Source organism: Flammeovirga sp. OC4 (assembly GCF_000812565.1).
Lineage (GTDB): Bacteria > Bacteroidota > Bacteroidia > Cytophagales > Flammeovirgaceae > Flammeovirga.
Genome location: NZ_JTAM01000040.1, coordinates 1 through 13,449 on the forward strand (window position 1 = coordinate 1; position 13,449 = coordinate 13,449).

General features: G+C 36.7%; 5 protein-coding genes. 1 reads left to right on the plus strand and 4 read right to left on the minus strand.

Going from position 1 to position 13,449, the window contains the following annotated elements; genetic code table 11:
* Positions 1 to 429: 429 nt before the first annotated feature.
* The 4 genes from PL77_RS18505 to PL77_RS18520 all read right to left on the minus strand — a co-directional run bounded on the left by PL77_RS18505 (position 430) and on the right by PL77_RS18520 (position 11,335).
* On the minus strand, positions 430 to 1,941 hold the full coding sequence (locus tag PL77_RS18505; protein ID WP_082026622.1) for a carbohydrate binding domain-containing protein: 1,512 nt from the start codon (positions 1,939 to 1,941) through the stop codon (positions 430 to 432).
* A 15-nt stretch (positions 1,942 to 1,956) separates the two neighbouring features.
* Positions 1,957 to 3,594 (minus strand): RagB/SusD family nutrient uptake outer membrane protein, encoded by a 1,638-nt coding sequence (locus PL77_RS18510; protein WP_044208680.1) that lies wholly within the window; start codon positions 3,592 to 3,594, stop codon positions 1,957 to 1,959.
* Between the two features lie 14 nt (positions 3,595 to 3,608).
* The gene (locus tag PL77_RS18515; RefSeq protein ID WP_044208683.1) at positions 3,609 to 6,710 is read right to left on the minus strand and encodes a TonB-dependent receptor; all 3,102 of its coding nucleotides are present in this window, start codon (positions 6,708 to 6,710) and stop codon (positions 3,609 to 3,611) included.
* Positions 6,711 to 7,141: 431 nt separating this feature from the next.
* The gene (locus PL77_RS18520; RefSeq protein ID WP_172665898.1) at positions 7,142 to 11,335 is read right to left on the minus strand and encodes a two-component regulator propeller domain-containing protein; all 4,194 of its coding nucleotides are present in this window, start codon (positions 11,333 to 11,335) and stop codon (positions 7,142 to 7,144) included.
* A 521-nt stretch (positions 11,336 to 11,856) separates the two neighbouring features.
* On the opposite strand from PL77_RS18520, the gene PL77_RS18525 reads away from it, so the two are divergent.
* Positions 11,857 to 13,395 carry an alpha-L-fucosidase gene (locus PL77_RS18525; RefSeq protein WP_044208687.1) on the plus strand — a complete coding sequence of 513 codons (1,539 nt, stop codon included), beginning with the start codon at positions 11,857 to 11,859 and terminating at the stop codon, positions 13,393 to 13,395.
* Positions 13,396 to 13,449 lie beyond the last annotated feature (54 nt).

Consider the following 13,449-nt stretch of genomic DNA (forward strand, 5'->3'; position numbering starts at 1 on the left):
TTCATTCCTTGGGCCTATTGAAAGGATAACTCGATCAAAACTTCATCGTTTTGAGATGCTCAAACAGCAAAATCATTTTTAACGGCTCACTCCATGAAATTCTTAACGCTTTTCCCTTCAATGCCGAGGCAGATACTACTAAATGATTATCAGATTACATGTCAAAAGACAAAGGTTTAATAATTATCTTCTAAAATGCAGTGCTGTAGGGTCGTTGCATTGCAACGTCCTCACGAACCACAATACAATACCATTTATCCTCCATAAAAGTAATATTTATAGTAAAATCTCTTGATTTCTAAAAAACACGAGATAAAAACAAGGAGGTTTGGAAGTATAATCTTGATGCCTTCTTGAAGACAAAAAATAAAAAAACAGGACACCCAAACTCGGATGCCCTGTAATCTTTATTAGATTGATTTATTTTTCTTATTCAGCTGCAGGAACTTCGTATTCATAGAATTTAAAGTTATCAAACTCTACTTCAGTTTGTCCGCCAGCACCACTGATGATTTGTAAGTGAAGTTTAGCACTTGGCCAATCAGCAGGTGGTTGTTTGTCTGTTAAGATTTGTACTTTTTGCCAAACACCTTCATTTTCAGGTTTTAAAGCATTTGTACAGCAAACGCCCATCCACTCTTTATAGTTGTCAGCCCATCCGTCACTAGGCATTACTCTCCAACTCATTTGGAAACCGTTTCCACCTGGATTGCTCTTCACTTTCACCCAGAATTCAAAAGCATATGTTTTATCCTTGCTCAATGAAATGAAACCTTGATCCATACCCATTTGAGCGTTTGTACCCTCATCCATCACGATGTTTAATACCTTCGTACCTGATTGAGCACCTGAAGAAAGAACGTTTACATTAGCAAAACCTTTTTGGTTCCAAGGGCTTGCGAAAGGACTTATTGTACCATCTTCAAAATCAGGGTTGACTGTCAATAAGTTTTCGATGTAAACTTTCACATCTTGATCTGTAAAGGTCTCTAATTTCACGAAGTCAGAAGATTGTACAGTACCTACAGATGCATCATAAGAAACAACTGCACTTTGAGAGTTGTAGATATCGTCTGCTAATACAATTTCTACAATACTAGCATCATTTTTATTCAATTGTACTGCACTGATTGTTGCTGCTGCACCATCTACTTTTACAGTGAAGGCAGGGATTTGACTAGCATCAATCGCATCCATTTCTCTAGAGAATTGTAACTGTACTGTACCTCCGTTGCTACTTTCTTCAGCACCTGTCATCACCACTGGTAGGGTAGAAGGGATAACTTCGATATAATCAGGGATAATCAACGTATCTGCACGACCAAAAGGCTCTACTCTTGAAGAAACTAATCCAACTGAGAATTTACCTAGCTTTTTGTATTGGATATCAACAGTTTTTGTTTCTAATGTTTCCTCTTGACCATCAATTAACCACTCGTAAGTATCAGGGCTTCCTGAAGAGGTATCTGTCATCGTTACAATTGAACCTGCTTCGATTACATATCTACCGTTTTCTTCAGTGTAATTACCTTCAATGTTTGTAACAGCAATATCAGTAGTAATCGTATCAAGTACTGTCACTAAGAAAGTAGAGTCCTCCATATAGATTCCAGTAGAATCTTCGAATTCCCACTCGATTTTTAAAGGAATCTCACCTACTTCCATGAATTTTACAAAAGCGGTTTCTTCTTTTAAAACAGAGTCATCGTTATTGATAAAATAAGAAGGGAAAGGAACAGTCCATTTTCTGTCTAAAAACCCTTTTGAACCGTCAGCAATTGAGATTTGTTGGTTGATCTCAACAGTGATTTGATTGGCATAGGGAGAAAATATGGCAATATCTTGGAAGTCTCCATAAGGAACAACTTCATCTTTCTGACAGGATGTGAGAGCAATTACCAATGCCATCACTCCAAGTGATATATTTTTTAGAATTTTCATGTTCTAATTCTTTAATTAGTTGTTGATGTTAGGATTAGTAAGTGCTTCATCCACTGGAATAGGGAAGTAGTCATGTGCTAAAGGAGTATAAGCCGCAGCACCTTCTACATATTCTCTTAAAGGGACAATATCAACATCCTCATCTGTGATGTATCTAAGGTTCTTCTCTTGGATTGTAAATTCTAACTTCGCTAATCGGTCGTACTGCTCTTTTACTTTGCCCCAACGTCTTAAATCAACCCAACGTGTATCATGACCTTCAAACATTAATTCTTTAGGTCTCTCATCCCACATAATGTGCTCCATTAATGACTTAGCTGTGTAGTTTACAGGGTCAATTTGCATTACACCTGATCTCGCTCTGATTTGGTTTACTAAGTTTGCCGCTTCATTTACTGCACCATCACCATTCAACTCTAAAATACACTCAGCATACAATAAGTAAATGTCTGCTAAACGAATGATTCTCTCATTAATACCTGAACTGTAAACATCACCTAAACCATCATTTATATTTTGGTGATTTTGGAACTTTCTTAAGTAAGAAGCCTCGTTGTTGTTGAAACCTGCTTTTTCTACTTCTTGTTGGTAGTATGTTGTACCATCGTCAGCTAGTGCAATAGAAGCTTCACATCTTAAAGAATATACTCTATCGTCGTTTCTGCTGTCATCAGGATCCATAGGATCTTCTTTTAGTTGCATTGTCATCCAGTAAGAAGGCATTACAACTCTCCATCCACCTGCACCACCTGGTGCTAATGTTCTTGCTCTAGTAGTACCTTCAGACCCTGTAGGACCATCTTGTGCACCAGCTGCAGCAGAACCTGCTTTTTGAGTAGCAGAGAATACTACTTCGAAGATTGATTCTGAATTGAACTCGTGTTCTGTATCAAAGTTCCATGAAATTTCAGGAGTCAATTGATACAAGTCCGTTCTATCGATGAGTTTTTTGTATTCAACTCTTGCTTGCTCATAGTTATGTTCGTTGATGTAAACATGACCTAAGAAACCTGTTGCAGCACCCCAAGTAGCACGACCTAAATTGTTGTCGTCCCATTCTTCAGGAAGGTTCTCCTGAGCGTGTACTAAATCTTCCATAAGGAAAGCCAACACGTCTTCTTTAGGAGCAAGTGGCTTAGCGAAGTCTTCTTTTGAGGCAGGCACTGTTTTGTGAAGGATAACACTACCATGATTGTAAGTAGAGTATAACCAGTAGTAACAAACACCACGTACAAAACGTGCTTCTGCAATAAATAGTGCTTTTTCTTCTTCATCCATTTCAATGCCAGGTACTTTTTCAATGACCTGATTGGCACGAAGAATAGCAGTATACAAATCTGCCCACTTTTCTTTTACAACGTTTGTGTTATCGTTAAATGATAACTTTTGAAGTGATTGAGCACCCGCATTCCAGTTATTTGGTCTACCTGTATCAGATCTTACCGGTGTGTTAACAGCAGAAGTACCACCTGTAACACCATGACCTTGTAAACCACTGTATGTTGCCATTAATCCTTTGAAAGCATCCTCTCTATTTTGCCAGAAAGAATCTTCTGTAATTGTATTTACATTTTCTACATCGAAATAGTCTGTGCAGCTTGATAATGCAGCTGACAAAGCAAGTCCAACGAATATTTTAGATATAAATTTCATGATTGTAAGTAAGTTTAGAATTCAAGAGATAAACCACCTCTGTATACTGCTGAGATCGGATAGTTAGCTCTATCAACACCTCTTAAGAAGATACTTTGTGATCCTACTTCTGGATCGAAACCTGAGTAATCTGTGAAAGTGAATGGGTTTTGAGCACTTACATAGAATCTTAAGTTGTTCATCTTCATTCTTGATACTACCGCTTTTGGCAATGTGTATCCTAATGAGATATTTTGAATTCTTAAGTATGAACCATCTTCAATAAAGTAATCTGAGAATGTACGAGTGTTATAGTGCTCGATTTGATCTCTTGGCATTGGAATATTTGAAGTAGGGTTACTTGGTGACCAAGCATTTACTAACTCAGCATTTCTCTTTGTTAAGTAAGAGTAAGCTCTTGCACCGTTGTATACTTTCGCGCCCATTGAAGCGAATAATTGTACACCTAAATCAAAACCTTTGTAAGCAACATTTAAGTTAAGACCTGCTTCCCACTCAGGAGTACCAGAACCCATGTACTGACGATCCTCTTGGTCAAGTAGACCGTCACCGTTTGTATCGATATATTTTAAGTCACCCAATTGAGCAGAAGGAATCATTTCTTGGTAGGCAGCTAACTCTTCAGCTGTTTGGATTGTTCCGTCTGTAGGAATCAAGAAGAATGCACCCGCTGTGTAACCTGGTCTTAAGAAGGTTGTAGGCTCACTATCTCTACCAATGATTGGCTTACCACCTGAGATTGATTCAACTGATGGAGCAAGTGAAATAACTTTGTTGATGTTTCTTGTAAATGTACCGTTTACTGAGAATTTTACATCACCAAAACGATCATTATAGCCTAAAGCAATTTCAATACCTTCGTTCGATAAGTTACCCACGTTTTGCCATACTCTGTCATAACTGTTGGTAGAAGTTGCACCAGTTGATGGAGGAATCTGAACCGCTAACAACATGTCTCTTTTATCATTCTTATAAACATCTACTGATAAAGTGATACGACCTTCTAAGAACTCACTATCTATACCAATGTTTTGAGATACGTTTGTTTCCCAACGAATAGCTCTGTCTACGAACGTTGGAGCGATAGCACCAAATTGTAAGTTGTCACTTCCTTCTCTACCTAAAGCGTAATCTACTTGTGGAGTTACGATCGATTGGTAAGGTAAGTCAGCCATTAAGTTGTTTAGACCTTGACCTGCTTTATCACTACCCGTTTCACCATAACCATATCTAATTTTTAAAGCAGATACGTAAGGTTTAACAGGTTCCCAGAATTTCTCTTCCGATACATTCCAACCTGCAGATACTGAAGGGAACACCCCCCATCTGTTAGACTCATGGAATCTTGAAGAACCATCACGTCTTACCGAAGCACTGAATAAGTAACGGTTGTCGTAGGCATACTGAACACGACCTAACATACCGATATTCTTATTTTCAGAGTATCTTTCATCCGCTGCAATAAGTTCGTTGGCAGCACCAATTGATTGAGTATCATTACTAGGGAAGTCTCTCGCTTGTACGAAGTGTCTGCTACCTATTGAAGTTTCAAAAGTAACACCACCTACGAAACCTACTTTGTGCTTACCAAATTTTCTATTGTAAGTGGCAGTATACTCTTGGATTGTACGTTGGTATTTGTAATCTGTATATCTCAATTGAGCAACAGGATTTGAAGCATTTACTAGTAATAGTCCGTCTTCATCACGAATAGAGTAAGATGGTTCAAATAATTTCTGATTATTATAAGAAACTGATCCACCAATGTTTGCATTCAATTTGAATCCTTTGAATAATTCATAGTTGATACGTGCATTACCATTGTAACCACTGATCGCTTGTTCGTTTACTTGGTTTAATTTACCGATAAAACGACCCATGTTTTCAGGGTTAGCACCTGGTACAACTACGTCTGTTTCACCAGAATTTACACCACGTAAGATTGGAGCTTGCTTGATTGCGTCATATTGTAAACCCCAAGGTTCTTTGTTGGCCATACTGTTGTTCAAGCCCATGTTTACTTGGAACTGAAGCTTACCTTTCTTGTAAGTAGTGTTTGCTCTTACAGTTTGACGAGCATAATCTGAACCCACTAAAACACCTTGCTGATCAAAGATAGTACCTGTAATGTTGTATGTTAAGTTACTCGAACCACCTGAGATTCTTAAACTGTGGTTTTGCATTGGAGCCATATCATTTTGAAGCTCGTTCATCCAGTCCGTGTCATAATACAGACCATTTTTGTTTTGCTCCAAAGGATTAAACTTACCCGTTTCTTTCAATAAGTTCGATAACTTGTTGATGTAAAGGTGCTCGTTTGTGTTGGCTAGGTTGACACCTGAAGTAATTTTCTGAACACCGTAGTACGAATCGATGTTTACTTTCATTTGTCCCGCTTTACCTCTTTTTGTTGTAATCAAAATTACACCTGCAGAGGCTCTTGAACCGTAAATGGCAGCAGATGCACCATCTTTTAGTACTTCTAATGATTCAATCTCTTGAGGAGAAATGTTAGGGTTAGAAGTATACGTTACTCCATCCACTACATATAGCGGTTCAGAACCACCATCTTGGAAAGAGGTCACACCACGAATGGTAATCGTAGAGTTAGCACCCGGAGAACCACCAGCAGATCTAACACTCACACCGGCCATTTGACCTTGAAGTGCTGTACCGATATCTGATGTTGCTAAACGGTCAAGGTCTTCTGCCTTTACTTGAGCAATTGAACCCGTTACTTCACGTTTAGATTGTTCACCATAACCAATTACTACTACTTCCTCTAATGCTTCAGTATCATAAAGCATTGTGATGTTAAATGTAGTTCTGTCACCTACACTCAGTGTTTGAGTAGCGTAGCCAATAGAAGTGATTTCTAGAACACTTTCTTTGCTAGGGACTTTTAATTCAAACTTACCATTAAAGTCAGTTACTGTACCAATAGTAGTTCCTTTTACGATAACGTAAGCTCCAATTAGGGGAGCTTGCTCTTCATCAATCACGGCACCTTTAACAATGAGGTCTTGTGCAAAAATTTGGATTGAAGAGAGTAATACTAGCAGAAACGTTCCGCCTAAGTATTTGAATAGATTTGCTTTTGTATAATAACAATTCATAATCTCTACATACTAAGATTTAAAAATTCAATTCATTTATCATTGACAGTTCAAATCTAGATTGTTAATTTTTCATAAGTGTTAAAAAAACCATTGTAAAATCGGGGGTAAAAAATATTGTTAACCCTCTGTATTTGTATTTAAACCGCGATTTAAATTATACACCCCCTATACGTTTAAATGTTTTATCAGTGTGTTGGTATTGAGTGCAAAATGAGAAGTATTAAAGTGAAAAATCGAACGATGATAAAAGAGTGAAGAGTGTAGTTTTAACCATAATTCCGAATTTTATACTTTCACTTTCCTTTTTTGTTTATAAAAATTAAGTTAAAACTTAATAAACGGAGAGGTGAAAAATAATTTATTTTATCCCTTACGGTTTACGGGTAGACACGATTGGTCTACCCATAGCAACTTCGTGTAATAAAGTCTTAAACAATATCTTCCAAAATGTCAGATGTTTCCCCCTCAGTTGAGTTTTCTTTTAAATAGGCTGAAGGTGGAATACCAAATTCTTTCTTGAAGCAATTTCTAAAATACTTTAGGTCATTAAAGCCTACTTCATAAGTGACATCACTGACACTGTATCGTCCTAATTTTAACATTTGGGCTGCTCGTTTTAGACGAATATTTCGGATAAATCCTTTAGCGGTCTGTCCAGTAAGGGCTTTTAACTTTTGATTCAGTCGAATGGGCGTTGCACCATATTCGGAGGCTAACATATCTACTGTAAATTCAGAATCAGAAAGGTTTTCTTCTACGATATTGACTAGTTTCTTCAAGAATTTCTCATCAATGGAAGTATAAGTGATCTCACTTGGTTTTACATCCACTTTTGTTCTGAATTTCTTCTGCTGATTTTTTCTATTTTCAATTAAAGAGTGCATTCTAGCTAGTAAAACATCAGAATTGAAAGGTTTAGTGACATAAGCATCTACACCATATTCATATCCTTTTAACTTACTCTTTTCAGAATTTTTTGCTGTCAAAAGAATAATAGGAAGGTGACAAAGTTGGTCATCATCACGAATACTCTTTGCCAGTTCGTAACCGTCCATAATTGGCATCATAATGTCAGAAACCACAAGGTTAGGCATTATTTCCTTGGCAATTTGTAATCCTTTTTGACCATCTTCAGCGAGATACACATCATAGTCATCTTTCAAAATGCCTTTGAGTAATTCACGGATTGAATAGTTATCATCGACTACTAACACTTTGGCTTTGGCAGAAACTTCCAATTCATCCTCTTCTTGCTGTTGTTGCTCTAAAACAAGAGATTCATGTACTAAAGGAGTTACAGTGATTTCATCAATTTCTTCACCCTCGTAATCTTCTTTATGTAATGGAAATTCAAGATAGAAAGTAGTGCCTTTGTTCAGTTCACTTTCTACTTTAATGGTACCATGATGTAAGTCTACTAAGCTTTTGGTGAAGGCTAAACCAATACCTGTACCTCTATTTTTTGCCTTTTTAAGATTACTTACCTGATAAAAACGGTTGAAAAGGTAATCCAATTTTTCTTCAGAAATACCGATGCCAGTATCCTGTAGCTTGATTTTTACTTTATTTTCATCTTGTGTCAGTGAAAGGTTAATTTCACCATCGTAAGTAAATTTAAAAGCATTCGAAAGTAAATTATATAAGATCTTTTCAAGCTTATCCGTATCCATATAGCCATGAATATTGTTGGAGGTTACTTCATAAGTGAAGCTAATGTTCTGGTGTTCAGCAAACTCTTTGAAAGAGTGATGCACCTGATCAAGGAACGTAGACCAATTGCCCTTAGAGAGCTGCAATTTCATTTGTCCTTGTTCAACTTTTCTAAAATCTAATAGTTGATTGACCAAACGCATAAGATGTTGAACGTTTTTGAAAATCATCTGATAGCTATTTTCTCTTTCACTTGATGAAAGCTTGTTTCCTTTTTTGATGAGTTGTTCGATCGGTGTGTGGATCAAAGTCAGTGGTGTACGCAACTCATGAGAGATATTGGTGAAGAACTGTAACTTCAGTTGGCTTAAGTCCTCTAATTTTTCACGTTCAAACTTCTCCATTTCCAGCTGACTTTTCTTTCTCGCCGTGATAATTGTATAGCGAGAGAAGAAGAAAGTGATGGATAATATAAATAGAACATAAAAGATTTTAGCCCACCAACTCCACCAAAGTGGCGGAAGCACTTTCACTTTTAATGTAATTGGATTAGGGTTCCATACATTATCTCCATTTGATGCTTTTACATATAAAGTGTAATCTCCCGGAGAAAGGTTGGTGTATTTTGCCTCTCTTTGTTCCACATCAGCCACCACCCAATCTTTATCAAAACCTTCCAACTTATATTTGTAATGATTGTTTTCTGAAGCACCATAATGCAGAGAAGCAAACTTTACAGAGAAGCTATTGTGACTGTATTGTAATTCAATTTCTTCTGTGGTTTGAAGAGAAGAAGAAAGTATTTCATGTCCTTCAAACTTATCATAAGTATTGATTTTTTTGTTTAAAATTTTCAATTCAGTGAACATTAAATTCGCGATGGTATTATCATCAATGATTTCATGCGGTTTGAAAATATTGATACCATTCACTCCCCCGAAGAGTAATTCACCGTTCTTTAATTTAACAGCGGCTAACTCACTGAATTCATCATCTTGAAGACCATCTGAAACGTCGAGGTTTTTGATCGCACGAGATTCGAGGTTGATTTTACTTAAACCTTTGTTGGTCCCTACCCATAGATTTCCATATTCGTCTTCTAAAATTGATTTAATCACATTGCTTGGAAGACCTTCTCTATTGGTGATTCTTTCAAATTGCACATTTTTCAATGGCATTTTGTCGGGATGGAACACGTTCAATCCACCACCCATTGTACCAATCCAAATTTCACCATTGGAAGCTTCAAAAATTGGTAATATATAATTGTAGCTTAAACTTTTGGGATGTTCCGCCTTATTTTGGATGACTTGAAATTGAGGTTTTTCTTTTGATTTTTCTTCTTTTGAAAGAAAAGCAACCCCTTGATTAGTGCCAATCCACAAATTTCCTTTACTGTCTAGTGTTAAACTACGGATAACGTCAATAATATCATCATCCTTGTCTAGGATTTGAGGAAAAGACCATTGCATTTTACCATTTTCTTGAACGCCTTTGATTAATCCCCCGCCATAGGTTGCCATCCATAAGATAGAGTCACCATCATTGACCAGGTCAAAAGTGGCATTGCCATGACCGATAGGGTGGAAGAGACTTTTCAGTAATTTTTCTTCAAGTTGAGTGGCTTCATCAATTTTGATGGCTAATGTTTTATAAGGGTAGCCGATCCCAAAAATCATCATGTCTTTGAAATATTCAATGGCATAAACCACATTCTGAGCTTTTTTATTAGGGGCAATGTTGATCGTTTTTACCTGATGATCTTCAATCAAGTTGATACCACCACCTTCAGTACCAATCCAAAGTCTTCCTTTCTTATCTTCAAAAACAGATCTAATCTTATTGTATTTGAGGTCTGTTGAGTTATCTCCCTTTTTAAGATGTCTGAATTTTTTTCTTCTTGGATTAAACTTATTGATACCGCCACCATTTGTACCAATCCAAATTACACCAAGTTGGTCAGCATAAAGTGACGTAATGATATTGGCCGTGAAAAACTCATTGTTGTCACTGTTAAAAAAATCTACTGTTGTAAGCTTTTCACCAATAGCATCCCATTTCATACGGTACAGCCCATCTCCAGCGCCTGCCCATATTATTCCTTCTTCGTCATTATAAATATGTTCTGCTTTGATGTCAGAGATTTTTTTGAATTCTCCCTCGCTATCACCTATTCCTTTGACTTTCAGTTGGTAGATGCCGTCGAAATAGGAGATCAGTAAACAGTTTTTACCTTCTGTAACCGAAAAAACACTGTTATCAAATCCTTTATGAAACTTCTTGAAGATGCTAAACTCGCTCTTTTCTTTTGGGTTAATTAAGAGTTGCATTCCTTTTTTACTTCCTACCCATAAATTCCCTCTTTGGTCTACAAATAAGCGTGTGATGTAATTAGAAAGAATACTTTCGTGATTGTGTGGGTTATGATAGTATTTATTGACTTTAATTTTATCTCGCGTAACGTACTTACTTTCGATCTTGTTGAGCCCTTTGGTATTGCCAAACCATAAGTTACCATCATGATCTTTCACCATTGTAGAGATATTATTATCCGTCAATAGCTTAGGGCTTTTTTTGGTGTTCGCAAAAAAGGTAAATTTTTCAGTTGTAAGATTAAAACGGAACAATCCCGCATCAGCGGACCCAATCCATAAGTTACCGTGATCATCTTGAATTACGGTTGTAATAAGGTTAGAGGGCAGCGTGTGCGTGTCCATTCTGTAGTTCTTAAACTCATACCCATCAAAGCGACTTAGACCGTCATTGGTGCCGATCCATATCATGCCATTTTCGTCTTGAAAAACGCAATTAATGTCATTTTGGGAGAGCCCTTGTTTTGTAGTGTAATGTGCAAATACTGGAGTTTCATCAAAAGCTTTTGACGGAACAACAACAAATAGCAGCAAACAAGTCAGTGGCAAAATATACGTTAGAAATCGTAGATATTTTGCAGTTTTTGATAGTAAATTCATTTCAAAGTAATAATAAATCATCTAATTCTTCTGAAGTCCAAAAAATACTTATACAAAGTAAGTAAATCCCCCTTCGGTACCAATACCGAGAGGGAAAAGAATAAATATACACCCCGTATAGACTAAAATATTTTCCTTCAAATCTTCATTTCATCGATGTGAGGGATGTTTTGACTAAAAGAGAGGTCATTCAGGAGAGGGAAACACTAAAAATTCATATTTACAAAAAACACCCTCTTTAAACTTACCTAATATCTAAGGTATGAATTTAACTAATCGTAATAATTATTCATAAAAATGGTGCAAATATATCTATTCTCAAATTATGGCCCCTCTATTTGAAATGATAATTTCCATACTGTCTGAGCATTCAATTATAAATTTGAAACAATGATAAAGCACGCTTTTATCTAAACAAGACAAACAGTTTTGAGAGAAAGGTAATATCAGTTTTATAATAATCTGACATTATACAATAAGGTAGGCTTATATAATGATTACTTAAGAAAAAATTAGATAGTATGAGAAATGTAGTAATGTTAATTGTTGCTGCTTTCCTTGGGGCTTGCTCCGTACAAAAGGAAAATGCAGCAGCAAGTAAAAATGTTTTTGAACCAAACTGGGAATCCCTGCAACAGTATGAGGTGCCCGATTGGTTTCATGATGCCAAATTAGGTATCTTCATTCACTGGGGAGCGTATTCAGTGCCAGAATATGGATCAGAATGGTATCCTCGTTTGATGTATATGGACAGTGTGGAGTGGAGCCCTAAGGGTGAGGCGAAAAAAATTGGTGCTACATCCATGAACAAGTATCATGTAGAACACTTCGGGACATTGGACAAGTTTGGTTATAAGGATTTTATCCCAATGTTTAAAGGAGAACACTTCGACGCCAAAGAATGGGTGGACCTTTTCCAACAGTCAGGAGCGAAATATATTGTACCTGTAGCTGAACACCACGATGGTTTTGCAATGTACAATTCAAAGCATACGCGTTGGAACTCAGTAGACATGGGACCAAAGAAAGATATTTTAGGAGAGTTGACAAAAGAGGCGAGAAGCAGAAACATGAAAATTGGTGCTTCTTCGCATTATGCCTTCAACTGGAACTACTTCACTTACAAGGAAGGTTTTGATACAATGGACCCTCAATACAGTGATTTATACAGCAGACCACACGATCATTATGCACCAGCAGATCAGGAATTCTTGACACATTGGTGGAACAGAACAAAAGATATTATTGATAGCTATCAGCCGGATATCTTATGGTTTGATTTTTATATAGACCGTGAGGAATTTATGCCTTACCACCCGAAACTAGCAGCTTACTATTATAATAAAGGGAAGGAGTGGAATAAAGACGTAGTACTTCAAACGAAAAATTTCAAAATGGTAACATTCCCAGAAGGAACTCATGTTTTGGATATCGAAAGAGGTAAAATGGCAGACATCAACCCTAAAGTTTGGCAAACAGATACTTCTATTGGTAAGAACTCTTGGGGTTATGTAAAGAACTGGATTTCAAAAGATGCGAATACATTGATTGATGATTTAGTAGATATTGTAAGTAAAAATGGTTGCTTATTGTTGAATGTAGGTCCAAAAGCAGATGGTACTATTCCAGAAGATCAAAAAGCAATCTTATTAGAGATCGGTCAGTGGTTATCGGTGAACGGAAAAGCAATCTATGGTTCAAGACCTTGGAAAATCTATGGTGACGGCCCTACAAAAGTAGCAACTGGTCATCATACAGAATATAAAAATGAAGACTTAACAGCTGATGATTTTCGTTTCACTACTAACGAAGGTAAATTATATGCTATCTCAATGGCATGGGCTTCGAACGGAAAAGTGAAGATTCCGGTATTGAACAAAGAGTCAGAATATGTTACTTCAGGGATTAAGAAAATCAAATTATTAGGAAATGATGGTGCGCTTGATTTTACCCAAGATGAAGAAGCATTAGAAATAATGCTTCCATCTCAAAAACCTTGTGAACATGCATTTGTTTTTGAGATTGAATTCGAGGACAAAAGTCAAATCGCTTTGAAATAGATATTTTAATAAAATAATACGAAAGCTGTTCTTCTTTGAGGGACAGCTTTTTTT

Bases quoted from the DNA above. Each gene is read 5' to 3' on its own strand.
- PL77_RS18510 (WP_044208680.1), bottom strand. From the start codon at position 3,594: ATGAAATTTATATCTAAAATATTCGTTGGACTTGCTTTGTCAGCTGCA.
- PL77_RS18515 (WP_044208683.1), bottom strand. From the start codon at position 6,710: ATGAATTGTTATTATACAAAAGCAAATCTATTCAAATACTTAGGCGGA.
- PL77_RS18525 (WP_044208687.1), top strand. From the start codon at position 11,857: ATGAGAAATGTAGTAATGTTAATTGTTGCTGCTTTCCTTGGGGCTTGC.
- PL77_RS18505 (WP_082026622.1), bottom strand. From the start codon at position 1,941: ATGAAAATTCTAAAAAATATATCACTTGGAGTGATGGCATTGGTAATT.
- PL77_RS18520 (WP_172665898.1), bottom strand. From the start codon at position 11,335: ATGAATTTACTATCAAAAACTGCAAAATATCTACGATTTCTAACGTAT.